A 21,006-nucleotide genomic window follows, 5' to 3' on the forward strand; every position below is an offset into this window, starting at 1 on the left:
GTAGTGTATGCATTTTCAAGGAAAATCCTTTTTAAAAGAAATCGACTTTAACGCTAGTGAGCTGACATACTTGATTGATTTTGCGATTCACTTAAAGGCACTCAAGCAACAACACATTCCCCATCCCTATTTAGCCGGTAAAAATATCGCGCTATTATTTGAAAAGACTTCTACTCGTACGCGGTCAGCATTTACCGTAGCGGCGAGTGACTTAGGCGCGCATCCTGAATTTTTAGGGAAAGAGGATATCCAATTAGGCAAAAAAGAATCAGTCAGTGACACTGCTAAAGTATTAGGTAGTATGTTTGATGGCATTGAATTTCGTGGATTTGATCAACAAGTAGTCGAACGACTAGCCGCCGATAGCAATGTACCAGTCTGGAATGGCTTGACAGATAGCTGGCATCCGACGCAAATGATTGCGGATTTTATGACACTGAAAGAGCAATTTGGCACATTAGCTGATAAGACCATTGCTTATGTCGGTGACGGGCGCAACAATGTAGCCAATAGTCTACTCGTCACCGGCGCGATACTCGGAGTCTCGATTCATATCGCCGCACCCGCTTCGCTGCAACCAGAAAAATGGGTGCGTAAGCTAGCTGAGCAGTATGCCAATGAGTCAGGTGCGACAATCTTTATCACCGATCAAGTAGAAGAAGCCGTCAAAGGCGCCGATGCTTTGTATACAGATGTATGGGTTTCAATGGGGGAAGAGATTGATGTCACTGAGCGAATTAACGTATTGCTTCCATATCAAATAAATGCCTCGTTAATGAAAAAAACTGGCAAGGCCGATACCATCATCTTGCATTGCTTGCCAGCGTTTCATGATCAGCAGACAGTGATGGGCAAGCAGTTAGCGGAGCAATTTCAAGTTCCTGCTTTGGAAATAACCGATGATGTTTTTAAAAGTGAACGGTCCAAAGTATTTGAGCAAGCGGGCAATCGGATGCATGCCATTAAGGCCATCATGGCAGCAACATTGGGAAATTTATTTATTCCGACGAGTTTTTTTGAACAAAAATGAAAGCAACTTTTTTGTGAGTGTAGTCGTAAGACTACCGTCGCTCATGAAAAAGTTGCTTTTTTTAGGCAAAATCAGACAAATAATAAAAAAATGAAAGAATTTTCTGAAAAATCATTGACTTTTTTATAAATTAGGATTATTTTAATAGACAACTAATGGAAAACTCATTAAAAAGAAAGGATGAAACGACATGAATCAATCAATCGCTTTAGTCATTATTATTAAGAGTAGGACGTAGAGAATTGGCAAGCAATGTTGCTAATGACTAGGTCCTATTCGCTTTTGTCGAATAGGATTTTTTTTATAGAAAAATTTAGAGATGATTGACTGTCAGATTTTACCTTTGTGTATTCATTAGTACTGGAGAGAGAAAGAAGGAATAAAAATGAAACAAGTAACAGCAGCAAGTAAGTGGGTTTCAAAATATTTTACACTCTTGGTGGTCGTAGCCGCCGCCTTTGCATTTATGGTGCCAGCAGTCGGTTTAGCAATTGTACCGTACGCTTCGTATTTATTAATGGTTGTATTATTCGGAATGGGACTAAGCTTAAATGTGGCCGATTTTAAACGGATTGCGAAAAATCCTTTACCAGTAATTTTAGGAACGGTTGCCCACTATGTGATTATGCCCAGTTTGGCGTTTCTTTTAGTGAAATTATTCCATTTAGAAGGTGCATTAGCTGTCGGTGTCATCTTGGTCGGCTCAGCACCATCTGGAACATCTTCCAATGTTATGGCCTTTATCGCAGGTGGTGATGTGGCACTCGATGTGTCGATTGGTGTGCTATCTACCTTGTTAGCGCCTGTCATGTTACCATTATTGGTATCTTTCCTAGCAGGAAGTTACATTGATGTCCCGGCAGCTGCAATGTTTTTTAACACAATCAAAATTGTTTTATTGCCAATCGTTTTAGGTGTTGTGTTGCACACTTTCTTTGGTCATAAGCTAGATAAGGTGAATCAAGTGACACCAATGATTTCTCAACTGGCAATCTTAACATTGATCGTTGCAGTCTTTTCAGCGAACCATGCGACATTTACCAATGCAGCGACGTTACTAGTTATTCCTGTCGTGATGCTGCATAATTTATGTGGTTATGCACTTGGTTTTGTTTTTGCCAAAGCAATCAAGCTCGATCATGCGCAACAAAAGGCAATTACCTTTGAAGTAGGAATGCAAGATTCAGCTCTAGCTGCTACACTTGCTTTGAAATTCTTTACACCACAAGCAGCAGTGGCCGCAACCATCTTTTCGATTTGGCACAATTTATCAGGCTCTATTTTAGCTACATGGTGGAAAGGCCGCGATGAAAAAGCTGTGAAAGAAGTTGAAGCTACCACCCAATCTGTCGCCTAAGGAAATAGCGCAGCAGGATTAGGCACTATGATAAAAAGACCAGAAAATCCAAATGTTTGAAAAAAATTTGGATTTTCTGGCTTTTTGTTTATAGTTGAGTCTGCCTTAGCTGCTTTTTATTCTTTTTTTGCTGCCGCGAAAAAGCGAATATAGAACCAAATTAAGCAAATGATGTTGCCGGCAACAAGTAATGTTTTTCCTGGTAAACTATTCATCAGTTCTTGCAAACTAGCAGTACGAATCAGTAAGCCACAGAGTGCTGAAAAATAGAGGAACGGTCCAATTGCTACAAGGATAGCTCTTTGCTTGGTCCAATGATTACGATAATAGACTGTAATTACAACTAAAAATAAACCAATCAACGTAACCATAAAGCGATTTGAAACGGAGATAGTTATAAAAGATGGTAGAAAGATTTGTGAGCCAATCACACCAACTAGTAACCCACCAATTAACAACGAGCAAACCGTGTACAAAATGATTTTATTCTGTATCAGTCTTTGGTAGATACTCTTTTGAATAATCAAAAAGACACAAACGATAAAAAGAATCGTTAAAAGCCCATTCAGTACGAAACTCCCGACACGTAATTGATTTGTCGCATCACTAAATTGAGAGAGGAGTGTATAAAAACTACTTAGACCAAAGATATAACCAGCCCATTTGACTAACGTATAGTTACTAGCTTTAGGGAACGTATCGAGTAATTGTTCGGCTAATTGTTGGGGCTGATGTCCGTAATAATCGGCGGCACTTACGCCATCGTTTTGAGCATCAAGCATATCTTGTAGTATTTGCAAAAGTTGCTCTTCCAATTGTTGCTCATTCAAGAAAAATCCTCTAATCCGCGTATACACAAGCAAATCGCTATAATAGCGTTCGTTTTCTTTTGTTAATTGTTCCCGTAGTTGATTATTTTGTTCGATAAGTTGTTCTGTTTCACTGTTCGTCATTGTTCATCGCTCCTTTAAGTTGTTGAAAATGTGCGACTGTCCGCAATAAATCCTGCCACTCCTCTAAAAAATCACTGGCCAATGTGGCTCCTAAAGGGGTGACTTGATAATACTTTCGATCGGGTCCATCAGGTGATGGCTTCATGTAGCTAGTCAGGGCCCCTTTTTTCTCTAATTTTTGCAAAAGAGGGTAGACGGTGCCACCGACTATTTCAGTAAACCCTAATTGTTTTAAATTCTGGACTAGCTCATAGCCATAAACTTCTTTTTGCTGAATAAACAATAAAACGCATCCCTCTAAGACACCTTTTAATAACTGAGTATTTTTCATAATCCCTCCAATAGCTAGTATGTAATACAACTTAGTTGATAATCACAGTGTAGCAGATGTTAGCTAGTATGTAAAGCATAGTAGTTGTAAGTGAAATAAAAAGGTAGTGATAGAAGATGACATGCTCTTTTATAAAATAATTACACCAATATAGTAAAACTATTTACTAATTTTAATGAATATATTGAATTTTAAAGGCTGATAATCTATAATAAACGAGAATGAAACAGAATATTTAGGAGGGATTTTAAGATGAGTAAAAAAGAAAGCGATTTACTGAAAGCGTTTGAGCAAGAGTTTGGCACGGCGGGAGAAGCAACGTATTTTTCTCCAGGACGGATTAATTTAATTGGTGAACATACCGACTACAATGGCGGACATGTATTCCCTTGTGCGATAACTTTAGGGACATATGGTGTATATCGTGCAAGAGATGATCGTAAGGTTTGTCTATTTTCAGGCAACTTCGCTTCACTTGGCGTGATTGAGTTTGACTTAGATCATCTTGAATTTGAAAAAGACCATCAATGGGCAAACTATGCGAAAGGGATGATTCGTTATCTGTCAGAAGACTATGGCACCTTGCCACATGGTTTTGATTGCTATATTTATGGAACAATTCCTAATGGAGCTGGTCTGTCCTCATCTGCTTCATTAGAATTATTAATCGGTGTCATTGTAAATGAAGAGTATGGACTAAATGCTTCACGCTTAGCGTTGATTAAGTTAGGTAAGAAAGTCGAAAATGAATTCATAGGGGTTAACTCAGGGATTATGGATCAGTTTGCAGTCGGTATGGGGCAAAAAAACCATGCGATATTACTTGACTGTGAGACCTTAGCGTATGATTTGGTGCCAGTAAAAATGGACAACCATGTCATCGTTATTATGAATACAAATAAACGACGAGAACTTGCAGACTCAAAATACAACGAGCGACGCGCTGAATGTGAAGAAGCACTTAAACTCATTCAATCAGTCGAACAGGTCGAATCACTGGGTCAATTGACCATTGCACAATTAGAAAAAGTCCAAGGATTATTTGAATCAAACGAAACCTTGTATCGTCGGGCTCGCCATGCTGTGAGTGAAAATCAACGAACCCTAGATGCCAAAGAAGCATTGGAAGCAAACCAACTTACAGTATTTGGCAAACTATTAAATGCTTCTCATGCATCCTTACGTGATGATTATGAAGTGACTGGGAAAGAATTAGATACAATTGTTGCACATGCACAAGCACAGGAAGGAACGCTTGGTGCTCGGATGACTGGTGCAGGATTTGGTGGTTGCGCCATTGCATTGGTTGAAAAAGAGACTGTCACAACGTTCATCAATCGTGTCGGCCAAGCCTATGAACAAGAAATTGGCTATCCAGCAGCCTTTTATGTTGCAGATATTGCTGATGGAACAAGCTTGCTTAACAAAGGAGCACATGTATGACAATCTTAGTACTTGGTGGAGCAGGCTATATTGGCTCTCATGCAGTAGATCAGTTTATTACAGAAGGCTTTGATGTGGCAGTCGTTGATAATTTATTAACGGGTCATCGCAAGGCGGTACATCCAGCAGCTCGCTTCTATGAGGGCGACATTCGCAATAAAGCATTTATGCAGTCTGTATTTAAAAAAGAATCAATCGAAGGGGTGATTCATTTTGCGGCGAGTTCTTTAGTTGGTGAGTCCATGGAACGACCGTTGTTGTATTTTGACAATAATGTGTACGGGACGCTAGTGACACTGGAAGTGATGCATGAATATGGTGTCAAACGAATCGTCTTCTCATCTACTGCTGCGACTTATGGAGAACCCAATGAAACTCCTATTACCGAAAATATGCCAGCTTCGCCGAAGAATCCATACGGGGAAAGTAAGCGAATGATGGAAAATATGATGCGGTGGTGTGATGAGGCGTATGGCATTCGTTATGTTGCGTTGCGTTATTTTAATGTCGCAGGAGCGAAATTAGACCATTCAATCGGTGAAGATCATACACCAGAGACACATCTTGTCCCGCTATTATTACAGACGGCACTCGGCCAAAGAGAGTCTTTTACGATTTTTGGGGAAGATTATCCGACAAAAGATGGTACCTGTGTGCGCGACTATGTTCATGTAGTAGATTTGATTCAGGCGCATTTAAAAGCCTATGATTATTTGGTGAACGGTGGAAAAAGTGATGCATTCAATCTAGGGAGCAATGAAGGATTTAGTGTCAAAGAAATGCTGACTGCAGCACGTCAGATTACTGGAAAAGAAATTCCGGTCAAAGTCGGACCGCGACGTGCAGGTGACCCAGCTGTTCTTGTCGCATCACCACAAAAAGCAAAAACAATTTTAGGATGGACGCCAGAGTATACGACGATTGAAACGATTTTCTCTTCTGCTTGGTCGTGGCATCAGACACATCCACACGGGTATGCAAAGGAGGAGTAGAGATGAGCAACGATAAATGGATTCACTATTTTGTCGATGGCGTTATTCATGAAGCTGAGTGGACAGAGTATGACCGCAATTATTTGGTGAATCGCGTGATAGCACTGATTGGAATGAACGAGATTGCAGCTGACGATTATAGTAGACCAACACCACTGCCAGCACTAGTGACATGTAAAAATCACTTGGTTGAGATGGCTGTGAGCAATGGTGCAATCGCTGATTCATTTAGCGCACGTGACCAACTAGGTGCGACACTGATGGACTTGATTACACCTTCACCAACAAAAGTAAATCAAACGTTTCATCAATATGCTGAAACAGATGCTCAAAAAGCGACGGATTATTTTTATCAATTAAGCTGCCAAAATGATTACATTAAGACAGAAGCCATTGCAAAAAATATCCGATTCTTTTCAAAACAAAAATATGGGACGTACGAGATTACGATTAATCTATCCAAGCCTGAAAAAGATCCGAAAGAAATTGCTTTGGCACGAACGATGAAAACAAGCAAGTATCCGCGGACGATGTTAGCACCAGAAAATGAAGGCTATCAAGGACGGGTGGATTATCCATCACGGGTCAATCATCGTATTATTTGGTTTCCGATGGGGGCAGAGACATGGGGCTTTCAGTACTCACCCTATGCGTATTATCAAGAGCACTGCATCTTTTTGAATCAGCAAGTTGTACCGATGAAAATCACTCATCAGACGTTTGAGCGTCTATTAGGAATTATTGATCGCTTCCCGCATTATTTTGTCGGATCGAATGCTGATTTACCGATTGTCGGAGGGTCTATATTGTCGCATGATCATTACCAAGGCGGACTAGATGTCTTTCCGATGAGCCAAGCGACGGTTGATTGGTTGCAACCTGATACGGTATCTGCTTCTGTACAATTAGGAATTGTTAACTGGCCAATGTCGGTCATTCGCCTGTCTAGTTCAAGCAAAGAAGAGTTGGTGGCTTGTGCGACGTCGGTATTGGCTTACTGGGATGAGTATTCAGATCTATCACAAGATATCGTAGCGCATGCAGAAGATGGTACAAGACACCATACGATTACGCCGATTGCGAGACAGCGCGATGGGGTGTATGAGCTTGATCTGGTGCTTCGCGACAATCATACGACAGCGACTTATCCAGACGGTCTATTCCATCCACATCCACAATACCATCATATTAAGAAAGAAAATATTGGTTTAATAGAAGTAATGGGCTTAGCGATTTTGCCACCACGCTTGAAAGATGAATTAGCAGAAGTGAAAAAAACCCTTATAGGAGAAAATAGCCAAGTTGTATCAGCACATCAAGATTGGGTGGAAGACTTAAAAGCGCAAGTGGACGGACCGTTATCCGAAGAGCAAGCGGATGCACTGATTGAGCAATCATTAGGCGAAATTTTTGAGCAAATTTTGGAAAATGCGGGTGTTTTTAAACGGACAGAAGCAGGACAAAACGCTTTTCGAGCGTTTGTTTCCAGATGGCAAGCCGATAGAAAAGGAGCATAGCGATGAAAGTCGAAAAAAAAGTATTTGGTACACAGGGAGAATATGTGTATCAACTGACAAATGATCATGATTTGACATTACGGGTTACCAATTATGGTGCCCGTGTTGTTTCGTTAAAATGGGAAAAAGCAGAGCAAGAGGTAGTGATTATTCCGGGTTTTGCTTCGGCAGCAGAGTACCGCAAGCAAGATGTCTACTTTGGTGCAACAATTGGTCGTGTGGCTGGCCGGATTGCTAACGCCAAAGCAGAGCTCAATGGTCAGGAGTACCAATTTGATAAAGTAGAAGGACCGCACAGTCATCACGGTGGCTTCCAAGGGTTTCATAATCAGTTGTGGCAAGCGACGTATACCATTGAGCGTGATCAGATTCATTTTATCTTTTCTTATACAAGTGTGGATGGAGAAAGTGGCTATCCAGGTAAGCTTAATGTAGCCGTTCATTACTATTTAACGAATACAAATGAATGGCGAATCCAATATGAAGCAAAAAGTGATCAAGATACGTTCTTTAACCCGACCAATCATGCCTACTTTTATACCGGCTTGCATGAGAAAACCAATCATGCCGTTCGGCTACATGTCAAGGCAAGTCGCTACACACCAATTCAATCTGATGGTATCCCACTAACGATTGCTTCTGTCGCAAATACTGCTTTTGATTTGCGGGATGATTCAGGAGTCGATTTGCTGGCTTGCTTGGCAAGTGAAGACGAGCAAATTCGACTTGTGGCTGGCATTGATCATGGCTTTGTATTAGACAAGCGGGAAGAGGATGAACCAGCTGTGTGGCTGGATACTCCGCACTATCGACTAAAGATGTTTACTGATCGTCCAAGCACGGTGATTTATACATTTAATGGTGCAGATGAGCACCGAAACATGGACAACCAACTCATCTGTCAGCATGATGTGATTGCATTTGAAACCCAAGTCCTACCTGATGCTGTCCATCATGATAACTTTGGTAATGTGATCTTAAAAAAGGATGAACTCTTCTATTCAACCACGGCCTTTCAATTTTTAATAAAATAAGTAACTTTTATAATAAAATATATTTACATATTTAGTAAAATAATTTATTATAAGGATGTAGAAACGCTTACAAAAATTGGAGGGTAAAGGAAATGAAGAAACATTTTGGTATCGGTTTGTTAAGTGTGATGGCATTGGGGTTATTGGTAGGATGTGGACCTTCAGGAAGCGCATCGTCGGATAGCTCTTCATCCAAAAAAAGCAACAAGGATTACGACTTGCTAGTTTGGGAGGATAAAGACAAAAAAGCAGGCATTGAAGACGCGGTGAAAGCCTTTGAAAAAGAAAACGACGTGAAAATTAAAGTCGTCGAAAAAGAATACGGTGGCCAATTGGAGGATTTACGTCTTGACGGTCCTGCAGGGACAGGCGCGGATGTGATTACTATTCCATCGGACCAAATCGGAACAGCGGTAACAGAAGGTTTACTAAAGGAAATGACTGTCAGCGACGAAGTTAAAGCGCTTTATACAGAAAGTGCGATGAAATCACAAATTGTGGACGGCAAAGTATATGGTTTACCCAAAGCTGTTGAAACACAAATTTTATATTATAACAAAGATTTAATTGCTGAAAGTGATTTACCAAAAACGACTGATGAATGGTTTGATGTTTCGAAAAAATTCGTAGCTGATGGCAAATATGGATTGTTGGCATTATGGGATCAAATCTACTACGCACAAGGAATTATGTCTGCATATGGTGGCTATATCTTTGGTGAAGACAAAGACGGAAACTATGACGCAGATGATTTAGGTCTAGCAAGTAAAGGTTCAATTGAAGGTGCTGAATACATTCAAAAATTCTATAAAGAAGGCTTATTCCCATCAGGAATTATCGGCGACCAAGGAATTACCGTATTGGATTCATTGTTCTCTGAAGGGAAAGCAGCAGCTGTTATTTCTGGTCCATGGAATTTAGATCCATATAAAAAAGCAGGTATTAATTATGGTGTCGTTGAATTACCACTGACTGCAAATGGAGAACATATGAGTTCATTTATCGGTGTGAAAAGTTACAACGTAAGTAGCTACTCAAAAAATGCTGAGTTAGCTGAAAAATTTGTCACATTTATTACAAATGAAGAAAATTCAAAAGTACGTTACGAAAAAACATTGGAAGTGCCAGCCGTTGCGGCTTTAGCTGACGATGCAGAAGTCAAAGAAAATGAGAGCGCAACTGCAATCGCAGAACAATCAAAATATGCTGAGTTAACACCAGGTATTACTGCGATGAACTCTGTCTGGGACCCAGCAAATGCAGCCTTGCAAACAATTGCAATGGACAAAGCTGAACCAAAAGAAGCATTAACACAAGCTGTAGCTCAAATTAAAGAAGCAATTGCAGCTTCACAAAAATAACAGTCTTTTATTCGATACAGTGCTTTTGTTGCTTCCATTTCAAGAATGCAATAAAAGCACTGGTTTTATGTTAACTCACAGAGGGGGTAGATGGTTTGGAAACGAAGTCAACAGCACATGCAAAAAAAGCCTTGTTATTTTCCTTGATTCCAGGAGTGGGACAGTTTATTAATAAGCAATACATAAAAGGCGCATTATTTCTTTTCTTTTTTATCATGTATTTAGTTGTATTTAAAGATCTATTTAATATGGGCATATGGGGCATTATTACCCTAGGAACAGAAGTACCTCGTGATAATTCCATCTTTTTATTAGCACAAGGTTTAGTAGCACTTATCGTTATTGTATTTGGATTACTGTTTTATTATTTAAATTTACGTGACGCCTATCGCAATGGTCAAAAATTGGATGAAGGCTTGCGTGTTGGTACGATTCGTGAAAGTTATCATGCACTTTTGGCAGAAGGCTATCCTTATTTAATGAGTAGTCCAGCCTTCTTTTTACTCGTTTTTTCTGTTATTTTTCCGATTTTATTTAGTATCGCCTTAGCATTTACCAATTACGACTTGTATCATTCGGCTCCTGCTAATTTAGCTGACTGGGTAGGGTTAGAAACATTCAAAAAAATCTTCACCGTAGCTATTTGGCGCGATACGTTCTTTGACGTTTTGGGATGGACCGTTATTTGGACATTGGTTGCTTCGACCCTACAAGTGGCCATTGGGATCTTTTTAGCGGTAGTTGTCCATCAAAAAAATCTGCGCTTTAAAAAATTATGGCGAACAATTTTGGTCTTACCATGGGCAGTTCCTGGATTTGTAACCATTCTGGTATTTGGTGGGTTGTTTAATGACAGCTTTGGAGCGATTAATAATTCTATTTTGGCCTTTTTCAATCTTTCACCGATTCCTTGGTTAACAGATGCCAACTGGACAAAACTAGCTTTATTAATGATGCAAGGTTGGCTGGGATTCCCATATATTTTCATCGTAACGACCGGAACATTGCAGTCGATTCCAGAAGACTTGTATGAAGCAGCGACAATCGATGGTGCTTCAGCAGTCCAAAAGTTCCGTTTAATTACTTTGCCACTCATTCTTTATTCAATGGCACCAATTATTATCACGCAATATACGTTTAACTTTAACAACTTTAATATTATTTACTTATTTAACTCAGGTGGTCCAGCTGTACCAGGATCAACTGCAGGTGGTACGGATATTTTGGTATCGTGGATTTACAAACTAACCATGCAAAACAGCCAGTACGCATTAGCGGCGGCTCTGACCATTTTGTTATCTATCTTTGTGATTGGCGTGGCACTATGGCAATTTAGACGGACCAATTCATTTAAGGAGGAAGGATAAAATGCAAACTAAACCAAAAAGCTTGAAAAAACAAAAAAATATGTCGTTAATTTTATCCTACTTATTATTGATTTTCTTTGTGATTATCATTATTTATCCATTGATGTGGACGATTGGCGCTAGTTTTAATCCTGGAAATAGCTTAATTAGTACATCCTTGATTCCCAAAAATGCGACGTTAAGTCATTATCAGGAACTATTTGCCGGTAAGGATAATTTACAATATGTACGTTGGTATCTTAATTCATTAAAGATTAGTATTTTCACGATGTTGTTTTCACTGATTTTTGTCTCAATGACTGCTTACTCTTTCTCGCGGTTTCGCTTTAAAGGAAGAAAAAATGGCTTGATGCTATTTCTTCTTTTACAAATGATTCCACAGTTTTCAGCTTTGATTGCCATTTTTGTTTTGGCACAAATGCTTGGTTTGATTAATAGTCATTTTCTCTTGATTTTGATTTATGTTGGTGGTCAAATTCCGATGAATACGTATTTATTAAAAGGATATTTTGATTCCATTCCCATTGATCTTGATGAAAGTGCCAAGATTGATGGCGCAAGTAACACGCGGATTTTCTTACAAATTATTTTGCCGTTATCACGTCCAATGTTAGCAGTTGTGGCGATGAATGGCTTCACAGGACCTTTAGGTGATTTTGCATTGTCATCGGTATTATTGAGAAATGCTGAGTACTACACTTTACCGATTGGATTATACAAGCTTGTGACTGATAAGATGGGCGCTAGCTACACGACCTTCGCAGCAGGAGCAATTCTCATCAGTATTCCAATCGCCGTTGTCTTTTTATTACTACAAAAACACTTTGTCTCTGGGTTAACTGCTGGAGGTACGAAAGGATAGAGCGATGAACCGTTATAGAAATGAAAAAAGATTGTTACATGGTGGCGACTATAATCCCGATCAATGGCTAGATCGCCCGGATATATTAGCACAAGACTTAGAATTTATGCGACTGTCGCATACCAATACATTTTCAGTTGGTATTTTTGCCTGGAGTGCACTTGAGCCAGAAGAAGGCAAATTTCAATTTGAATGGCTGGATAAAATTATGGATGACATCTATGCCATTGGTGGCAATGTGATTTTGGCAACGCCAAGTGGTGCAAGACCAGCATGGCTATCAGAGAACTATCCTGAGGTGCTTCGGACTGATAGCAATCGTGTCAAGATGTTACATGGTGGACGGCATAACCATTGCTTCACGTCACCTATTTATCGTGAAAAAGTCCAAATCATGAACCGAAAATTAGCAGAGCGTTACCACGATCATCCAGCCTTGTTGATGTGGCATATTTCAAATGAGTTTTCAGGGGAATGTCATTGTGATTTATGTCAAGAGGCATTTAGAGAGTGGTTACAGAAGAAATATAGCACATTAGAAGAACTAAATAGAGTATGGTGGACGCCGTTTTGGAGCCATACGTATACCAATTGGTCACAAGTGGAATCACCTTCTCCAATCGGGGAAGGCGGTGTCCATGGGTTGAATCTTGATTGGCGCCGTTTTGTCACAGATCAAACAATTGATTTTTATGAGCATGAAACAACAGACCTTCGCCGCTTGTCACCAGATGTGCCCATTACGACAAACTTTATGGCAGATACCCATGATTTAATTCCGTTCCAAGCGCTAGATTATAGCAAATTTGCCAAGCATGTAGATGTTTTGAGTTGGGACTGCTATCCAGCTTGGCACAATGATTGGGATACGACGGCTACCTTAGCGAGCAAAGTGGGCTTTATCAACGATTTGTATCGTGGTATGAAGCAACAGCCATTCTTAATTATGGAATCAACGCCAAGTGGTGTAAACTGGCACGATGTCAACAAAACAAAACGACCTGGCATGCACTTATTGTCTTCCTTGCAGCTAGTGGCGCACGGTTCAGACAGCGTGATGTACTTCCAATGGCGAAAATCAAGAGGATCATCCGAAAAATTCCACGGTGCAGTCGTTGACCATGATTGTTCGACAGCTAATCGCGTCTTCAAGGATGTGACGAGCGTTGGTCAAGTGTTGGAGCAAATTGCGTCAGTCAAAGGAACAAATAAGCAAGCGGATGCCGCGATTTTATTTGATTGGGAAAATCACTGGGCGTTAGAAGATGCTCAAGGATATGGCAAAGAAACCAAACAATACCCGCAAACATTACAAGAACATTATCGCGCTTTGTGGGAATTGGATGTGCCGGTAGATGTGATTACGAAAGAAAATGATTTAGCTAAATACAAATTATTGATTGTACCAATGTTGTATATGATGTCAAAAGAAACTATGAGACGCCTACAGGAATTTACAAAAAATGGCGGGACGGTGATTAGTAGCTATATCACAGGGGTAGTAGATGAACATGATTTAGTTTATCAAGGCGCATGGCCTGAGGAGCTACAAGAAATCTTTGGAATCAATGTGTTAGAGACGGACACGTATTATCCTAAAGACCACAATCACTTATCTTATGGTAATCAGATATTTACGATCAATGATTACTGTGCCATCATCGAAGCAAAAGGGGCACAGGTTACTGGGACTTATGAGGAAGACTTCTATGCGGGTACACCAGCAATTACCACAAATCAATATGGCGATGGGAAAGGTATCTTTATGGCACCAAGAACTGAATTTGCTTTCTTGCAGCATTTTTATAAGCAATTGGTGGATGAAGTTGGTCTAGTAAATCAATGGGTAGAAGTAGGGAATCCGGTCGTATCGGTCCAAGAACGTGCCGATGAAGAAGTGTGCTATCAATTTGTGATGAACTTTTCTGAAGACCCGCAACAAATTAAAGTAAAACAAAGCGGAATGGATTTGGTCTCAGGAGAGGGAACAAGCATGGAGATGACACTAAAACCATATGAAGTAAAAGTAGTGAAAATAGAGAAATAAAACTGGAGACATCTAACTAACACAGAATATCGTGGACAGTTTCGTTTCACGATATTCTGCCTATCTAGATGTCTTTTTTTATGTATTTTTTGATAAAAATGGAGGGAATGGAATGAAAAAAAGATCTTTTTTTGTCTTGCTTTTTGGTATAGTGGTAGCATTAGGGGGGCATATGGGAATGGTTCGAGCAGATGATACAAGTGATTCACTTTATATCAAACCCATCGACTCATTACGTGCAGATATGATTAAGGGCGTTGATATGTCTAGTTTGGTAAGCCTAGAAAAAAGTGGTGTAAAATTTTATAATGACGAAGGACTAGCGCAAGATCCAATTCAAACGTTGGCCGAAAAAGGAGTTAATTATCTGCGTATTCGTCTTTGGAATAACCCCTACAATCAAATTGGCCAGGGGTATGGTGGTGGAAATAATGATCTTGCAACTGCTATTGAGCTTGGACAAAGAGCAACAGCTAATGGCATGAAAGTATTAATTGATTTCCATTATTCAGATTTTTGGGCAGATCCAGCAAAGCAACAGGCGCCAAAAACTTGGCAGTCATTCTCGTTGAACCAAAAAAAGGAAGCGCTTTACAATTATACGTATGAAAGTATACAAAGGTTGTTATCAGCGGGTGTTGATGTTGGCATGGTACAAATAGGAAACGAGACGAATAATGGCTTAGCGGGTGAAACTAGTTGGGAAGCAATGAGTCAATTATTTAATAAAGGGAGCCAAGCAGTTAGAAAAATAAGCGCAGAACAAAATACGTTGATCAAAGTTGCGTTACATTTCACTAATCCAGAAAAAGTAGATTGGTACCACAGTATTGGTCAAAAATTGAAAGAGAATAATGTAGATTATGATATTTTTGCTTCTTCTTATTATCCCTATTGGCATGGAACAATCGAAAATTTACAATCGGTATTAACTGATTACGCAACAACGTATGACAAAGAAGTGATGGTAGCTGAGACGTCTTACGCGTATACGTTCGCGGAAGGGGATGGGCATGGAAATACTATTCAAGAAAATGATGACTCCACTTTATATTATCCGGTATCTATTCAAGGACAAGCAACTGCAGTTAGAGAAGTATTTCAGGCAGTTCAAAATGTCGGAACGAAAGGATTAGGTGTCTTTTATTGGGAACCAGCATGGCTACCAGTAGGAACACCGAATCAAAAAACAGAAAATCAAGAAAAGTGGGAAACATATGGTTCGGGATGGGCTAGTCCATTTGCAGGAGAATATGATAGTGCAGATGCAGGTAAATGGTACGGAGGAAGTGCGATTGATAATCAAGCACTCTTTGACTTTGCAGGAAAACCACTAGCAAGTGCGAATATTTTCCAATACATCAAGACTGGTTCTATGGCTGAGAGAAAAGTCGTTTCAGTATCAGAAGTTAAACCAACGATTGAGGTAGGCTCCGCTTTATCTTTACCCGAAACGGTACAAGTGAACTTTAATGATAACAGTAGCCAGGAAGCTTCAGTAGTGTGGAATAAAGATGATCTAGCAAACATCAATGCGAATGAACCGGGTACTTACGTAGTGAAAGGAGCGATACAAGGTTATGAGCAACAGGCCATAGCAACTGTCACCATACTCGCAAAAAACTATGTAACAAATGGAGGTTTTGAGCAAGAATTAGCTACTTGGCAACTAAAAAACCTTTTAGATCCTAATGATACTGCAACTGGAATGATCCGCTCATGGGATGATCCGGCTGAGGGGACTTGGTCTTTACACTTTTATAGTGAGCAAGCTATCCATAGTGTCGCAAGTCAGGTAATTTCGAATCTGGCAGTAGGAACATATCAATTAATAGGATCTATCCAAGGGGAACTAAAAGGAAACGAACCGAAAGCAATGTTGCGTGTAAGAGTCGGTGACGATATATATGAAACTGGTGCTACACTAGATGGTTGGAGAAACTGGCAAACACCAAGCGTCCAATTTGAACTAACTGGCGATACGACAAAAAATGTGACTATTGAAATTGAACTTCAAGGTGATGCGGGTTCTTGGGGTACAATAGATGATATTCGCCTAATTCAATCGGCCGTTCCAACGACACCAAGTGAAAAAGGAACAGAACCGGAAGAAAAGACACCAAGTGAAAAAGGAACAGAACCGGAAGAAAAGACACCAAGTGAAGAAGGAACAGAACCGGAAGAAACGACACCAAGTGAAGAAGATACAGGTACGGAATCAACAAAATCAATTGAAGATGAAAAACAAGACTCTGAGAAAGTGGTAGAAAGAACTAGTAATCAAAAAAATGAACCAAAAGCAGAGAGTTTGCCGAAAACGGGTAGTCGTGAAAGTATGAAATTAGTGTTGCTTGGCTCTCTGTTATTGAGTATTTGTGGCATTATAGTGGTGAAAACGATAATAGCTAGAAAATCAAGGGTAGATGGTTAAAAATGTAAGAACAATAAATTAATATAAAAAGAATCGACATCCCGGGTAACACAAACCTAGGATGTCGATTTTTTTATGGTTGAAAGCTTTTTCGAATCACTAATTCTGTTCCGATGAGGACCGTCTTGGTAATGGTTCTTGGATGAACCAATTGCTCTAAGAGGAGATCGATAGCGGATTTGGCCATCTCATTGACATCAATGCGGAACGTGGACAATGGTGGTGAGACAAATTTTGCAATGTCGTTGTCATTGATACTTAATAGTTCAATATCATTAGGAATATTGATTGCAGCTTCATTAAATGCTTGTAAGACACCGACTGAGAGTGTATCAGAGGCCACTAAAATTGCTTCTGGTAAGTCTTCTCTGCAGCTGTCGATGAGCCGCTTAGCCAACGTATAGCCATTGTCTACAGAGAAGGGACCACCGGTAAACATGTAGTGCTCTTGATACAGGTCACGTCTTATGAGTTCTTGTCGAAAGACGCGTTCACGACTATCTTCTTCTTCAATTTGCAAGTCAGGATGATAGTGAGAGCCACCGATGAATCCGATTGATTGGTAGCCTTTGTTTAAAAATGATTGGATTGCGACCGCGACACTGCGATCAGTATCAGGTCGGACAGTATCGAAAAGCTCAGGCTCAGGATTGATTTCGAGAATGACGCCTCGTTTGTATTTCTTTTTTAGCGCATGCATTTCATCAGAACGGAACCCGCCGACGCCGATGAAGCCATTGATGTCTGAAGGTAAGTCCGCTAGTTTCGTGGTCTTTTTGATTGCAATCAAGTCCATGTTGCTCAGCTTGGCGTATTTTTCAAGTGATTCTCGTAATTGTTTGAAGTACAAATCTTGTAACTCTTCCGATTCGCTCATCCAAAAGAGCAGGCCAATTCTATCGATAGGAGTCTTGATATTTGATCGATCATAGCCCAAGCTTAGAGCCGATCGGATGATTGCTTTGCGGGTGTCTTCGGCAATGGAAAGAGATTCATCGCCATTTAATAGACGAGAGACGGTTGCTTGTGAAAAACCTGATTTGTTTGCAATCTCTTTGATGGTGACCATATCATTCGCCTCGTTTCTTTTTTACTATCTATGATATTAAAGAATGAAGTGTTTTGTTGTCAATGGATATCGGGGTAAAATCTAAAATATTTACAACATATAGTAAAATAATTACATAAAACGAGTTATTTTTGTTTATGTAGCGTGAAAAGGACGAAAGAAAAACCTTGTTACAGAATAAACATTCCGTAACAAGGTTTGCATTGATTTTCATTGAGAAATTAAGCCAATGTGGATGTCTTTGCTTTTTGGAGCTGTCTCATACCAGGTAAAAGTAAGACAACTGATAAGCTAATCAAATAGATAATTGTCAAAAAGAGCATCACAGCTGTCAGTGAGTAATGATCGATCAGAAAGCCAATCAAGATAGAAGAGAACCCACCGATTGCTCGTCCTAAATTCATGATAAAGTTATTTGCTGTGGCTCGGATAGCTGTCGGATAAAGACTACTTATGATTGCGCCATAGCCGCCGTACATGCCGTTAATAAAGTATCCAACGATCATTGCTGCGGCAACTAAGGTGAACTTGTTGGTTGCTAAAATCAAAAGATAGACACTCACCGAAGAGAATAATAAAAAGATAGCAAAGGCGATTTGTGGGCCAATCTTATCCATAATCGTACCAAACGTTAGCATACCAAGTGACATGCCAAGAATTGTACACACCATCCAAAGAGAAGATCCTGATACTGAAAGATTTAGTCGTTGTTGCATAATGGAAGGTAGCCAGTTCATTAGACCAAAGTAGCCAGCGATTTGGACCGTCACCATAATGCTAAGACCAGACGTCTGTAAGGCGAGTTCCTTGGTGGCAAATAAATCAGCCAAGCGACTCGATTTTTGTTCTTTTTGATTGTCGTGGAAGGCTTCTGGTTCCTTTAGATCACGACGAATGTAGAGCACCATGAAGATCGGTAAGACGCCGATCACATAAAGCATTTCCCAACCCAGAGTGGGAATAATGAATGAGGCCAAAATTGCTGCTAGTGCAGCTCCGACTTGTGCGCCGACTCCGGCAATCGAAGTAGCGATGCCAAGATGCTTTTTAGAAATACTTTCTGAAAGCAGTGCCATACAAGCGCCATATTCGCCGCCTGCACCAATTCCTGCGATAAAGCGGAATAAATAAACGAGGTAAATATTTGATGCGAAGTACATCAATACTGATGCAATCGAAAAAAGTAATACCGTGTAAGAAAAAACTTTGACGCGACCAAAGCGATCAGCCATCAGTCCGAAAAAAATGCCTCCAACTAACATCCCTAAATTCGTAATCGTCGAAATAAAGCCTGCCAACGTACTACTAATTCCAAAGGTTGTGATAATTGAAGACAGTGAAAAAGCTAAAAACATAATATCCATGTTCTCGAGTGCAATTCCTGCAGATGTAGAAAATAAGACCTTTTTCTGATACTTTGTCATAATGCCATCCCTTCTTTTGGATAAGTTTTCCAAATTATCAAAATTTTATCGAAATAGATGGCAAAATGCAAGTTTTTTTTGAAAGAAATCAGGAAATTCTATTCAGCAGACGTATTACCTAGTTTTTCGGCAAAGGATTCTTGGACATAGACGGAGACTTGCCCATCATTTACAGGGAAAATTGCTTTGCCTGTTTCATCTAAGGTAATCTTTGCGTCATTGTTATGCAAAATATCAACAAAGGTTTTGTTCCCATAACGAGGGTGGAGCGTCATTTCTTTTTCGCCACCGGTGGCATTTGTCATCAAGACGACAAAGCCGCCGTCTTCTTGGCTTTCTTCACTGATGCAAGCCCAACCAATTACATTCGGGTCATCCATGGAGTCAATTTCTTTGCCATCTAAAAGTTGTTGACGTACGGCTAATAAATCATGCAAAGGTTGACCGACAGGCGCGACGTCTTTGCTTGGAATCCCATATAAATCGCCCCAGAAAACAACCGGTGTTCCTTCTTGTCTTAGTAAAATAGAGGCATAAGCGTGTAGTTTAAACCAACCATCGACCCAAGATTCAAGACTTTGTCCAATTTGCGTGTCATGATTATCGACAAAAGTGACCGCAAAATCGGGTTGGTTGAAGACAAATGTATTATCAAAAAGCGTGCTCATGTCAAACTCGCCATTGGAGTTCGCTGCATTGTAAAATTGAAAATGCAAGGGGACATCAAAGAGATTGACCATATTGCCGGAAGATTTTAAGTATTCTTCTAGTTTTGCCGTCTCTTCTGACCAGTACTCACCGACGACAAAGAGCTCACGATCGGCTTGCTTATTACGATTCATTAACCAATCGACATAATAAGAGAACTCAATATGCTTGACTGCATCAAGTCGGAAGCCATCGACACCCGTCTGTTCATAAAACCAAGAGCCCCATTTTTCTAATTGATTGATGGTGTCGGCATTATTCATATCTAAGTCGCAGCCCATCAAGTAATCAAAGTTTCCTTTTTCGCCGTCGACTTCCTCGTTCCAGCCTTTGTCGCCAATATTAAACAAAGCGTGGCTTTTCGTGCGCTCGTCATAGTCCACGCCTGAAAAATTTTGCCATGTCCATACGTAATCATCATACGTACCCTTCCGACCAGGGAAGGTGAATTTTGTCCAGGCTTCAATTTCTTCTTCTTGGCTTTCTTCTTCCTTTCGATTGTCTTGATTGTATTGCACGGCGGGGAACTTCTCCACCTCGTCAGCGCCAAGCATATGATTGAAGACAATATCGGCATATACAGCTAAACCGGCTTCCTTCAAGGAGTGGATTGCGGCAAGGTACTCGCCTTTTGAGCCATACTTGGTCGGAATGGTCCCTTTTTGATCAAATTCACCTAAATCAAATAAATCATAGACACCGTAACCGACATCGTCTTTACCGGCTGCTCCTTTGTAAGCAGGTGGTAACCAAATACCAGTGAATCCAAGCTTAGAAAATTCTTCAGCTTTTGATGCGAGTAGTTGCCAATGGGATCCGTCATTGGGTAGATACCATTCGAATGCTTGTAAGATGACCTCTTTTGCCATAATAATGCCTCCTTCGATAAATCTAGCTACAGTGTAATCCATTTTGTATTCTTAGGGAACTAAATGCTATTGAGAAGAATCGTGATGGGTGAGTGATTGGGTGTGATAGAAATAAAGAATAGCCTAAAAATGAGTGAATAATAGATAATCGCAGTTTTTTATCATTTTTTATCCGTCGTGATAGTGAAAGGCAATCAGGCAAATGATTGAC

At 40.1% G+C, this 21,006-nt stretch carries 16 protein-coding genes; 11 read left to right on the forward strand and 5 right to left on the reverse strand.

The features are described 5' to 3' along the window. The first annotated feature begins 7 nt into the window (after positions 1-7). On the forward strand, positions 8-1,030 hold the full coding sequence (argF, locus tag NE257_RS01015; protein ID WP_251885587.1) for an ornithine carbamoyltransferase: 1,023 nt from the start codon (positions 8-10) through the stop codon (positions 1,028-1,030). A 385-nt stretch (positions 1,031-1,415) separates the two neighbouring features. After that, on the forward strand, positions 1,416-2,387 hold the full coding sequence (locus tag NE257_RS01020; RefSeq protein WP_251851119.1) for a bile acid:sodium symporter family protein: 972 nt from the start codon (positions 1,416-1,418) through the stop codon (positions 2,385-2,387). Positions 2,388-2,503: 116 nt separating this feature from the next. On the opposite strand, the gene NE257_RS01025 is transcribed toward NE257_RS01020, so the two are convergent. Together NE257_RS01025 and NE257_RS01030 are read right to left on the reverse strand one after the other, a co-directional pair. Then, positions 2,504-3,340, reverse strand: a complete 837-nt coding sequence (locus NE257_RS01025; RefSeq protein WP_251885588.1) for a DUF1129 family protein — start codon at positions 3,338-3,340, stop codon at positions 2,504-2,506. Beyond that, entirely contained in the window at positions 3,327-3,671 is a 345-nt protein-coding gene (locus NE257_RS01030; RefSeq protein WP_251885589.1) for a PadR family transcriptional regulator, read from the reverse strand. The genes NE257_RS01025 and NE257_RS01030 overlap by 14 nt, the downstream gene beginning before the upstream one ends. Before the next feature lie 252 nt (positions 3,672-3,923). Between NE257_RS01030 and NE257_RS01035 the strand changes: the two genes are divergently transcribed. The 9 genes from NE257_RS01035 to NE257_RS11590 all read left to right on the forward strand — a co-directional run bounded on the left by NE257_RS01035 (position 3,924) and on the right by NE257_RS11590 (position 16,725). Then, the gene (locus NE257_RS01035; RefSeq protein ID WP_251885590.1) at positions 3,924-5,114 is read left to right on the forward strand and encodes a galactokinase; all 1,191 of its coding nucleotides are present in this window, start codon (positions 3,924-3,926) and stop codon (positions 5,112-5,114) included. Continuing rightward, entirely contained in the window at positions 5,111-6,106 is a 996-nt protein-coding gene (gene galE / locus NE257_RS01040; RefSeq protein WP_251885591.1) for a UDP-glucose 4-epimerase GalE, read from the forward strand. The genes NE257_RS01035 and galE overlap by 4 nt, the downstream gene beginning before the upstream one ends. Before the next feature lie 2 nt (positions 6,107-6,108). After that, complete coding sequence (locus NE257_RS01045) at positions 6,109-7,623, forward strand: UDP-glucose--hexose-1-phosphate uridylyltransferase (protein ID WP_251885592.1); 1,515 nt, start codon at positions 6,109-6,111, stop codon at positions 7,621-7,623. 2 nt (positions 7,624-7,625) lie between these two features. Further along, positions 7,626-8,657 carry an aldose epimerase family protein gene (locus NE257_RS01050; RefSeq protein ID WP_007208969.1) on the forward strand — a complete coding sequence of 344 codons (1,032 nt, stop codon included), beginning with the start codon at positions 7,626-7,628 and terminating at the stop codon, positions 8,655-8,657. A 92-nt stretch (positions 8,658-8,749) separates the two neighbouring features. Further along, the gene (locus tag NE257_RS01055; protein WP_276532291.1) at positions 8,750-10,018 is read left to right on the forward strand and encodes a galactooligosaccharide ABC transporter substrate-binding protein GanS; all 1,269 of its coding nucleotides are present in this window, start codon (positions 8,750-8,752) and stop codon (positions 10,016-10,018) included. A 95-nt stretch (positions 10,019-10,113) separates the two neighbouring features. After that, positions 10,114-11,385 (forward strand): galactooligosaccharide ABC transporter permease GanP, encoded by a 1,272-nt coding sequence (locus NE257_RS01060; protein ID WP_251851124.1) that lies wholly within the window; start codon positions 10,114-10,116, stop codon positions 11,383-11,385. Between the two features lies 1 nt (position 11,386). Next, on the forward strand, positions 11,387-12,247 hold the full coding sequence (locus NE257_RS01065) for a galactooligosaccharide ABC transporter permease GanQ (RefSeq protein ID WP_251851125.1): 861 nt from the start codon (positions 11,387-11,389) through the stop codon (positions 12,245-12,247). 4 nt (positions 12,248-12,251) lie between these two features. Continuing rightward, on the forward strand, positions 12,252-14,294 hold the full coding sequence (locus tag NE257_RS01070; protein WP_276532292.1) for a beta-galactosidase: 2,043 nt from the start codon (positions 12,252-12,254) through the stop codon (positions 14,292-14,294). Between the two features lie 112 nt (positions 14,295-14,406). After that, positions 14,407-16,725, forward strand: coding sequence for a glycosyl hydrolase 53 family protein (locus NE257_RS11590; protein WP_276532293.1), 2,319 nt, complete (start codon positions 14,407-14,409; stop codon positions 16,723-16,725). 73 nt (positions 16,726-16,798) lie between these two features. Here the strand turns inward: NE257_RS11590 and NE257_RS01085 are convergent, their stop codons facing one another. The 3 genes from NE257_RS01085 to NE257_RS01095 form a co-directional block, all read right to left on the reverse strand. Continuing rightward, entirely contained in the window at positions 16,799-17,794 is a 996-nt protein-coding gene (locus NE257_RS01085; protein ID WP_251851126.1) for a LacI family DNA-binding transcriptional regulator, read from the reverse strand. Positions 17,795-18,015: 221 nt separating this feature from the next. Next, positions 18,016-19,218 (reverse strand): MFS transporter, encoded by a 1,203-nt coding sequence (locus NE257_RS01090; RefSeq protein WP_251885593.1) that lies wholly within the window; start codon positions 19,216-19,218, stop codon positions 18,016-18,018. A 98-nt stretch (positions 19,219-19,316) separates the two neighbouring features. After that, positions 19,317-20,795 (reverse strand): alpha-amylase, encoded by a 1,479-nt coding sequence (locus NE257_RS01095; RefSeq protein WP_251885594.1) that lies wholly within the window; start codon positions 20,793-20,795, stop codon positions 19,317-19,319. Positions 20,796-21,006: the final 211 nt, after the last annotated feature.

The organism is Enterococcus italicus (genome assembly GCF_023743875.1).
Taxonomy (GTDB): Bacteria; Bacillota; Bacilli; order Lactobacillales; family Enterococcaceae; genus Enterococcus_G; species Enterococcus_G italicus.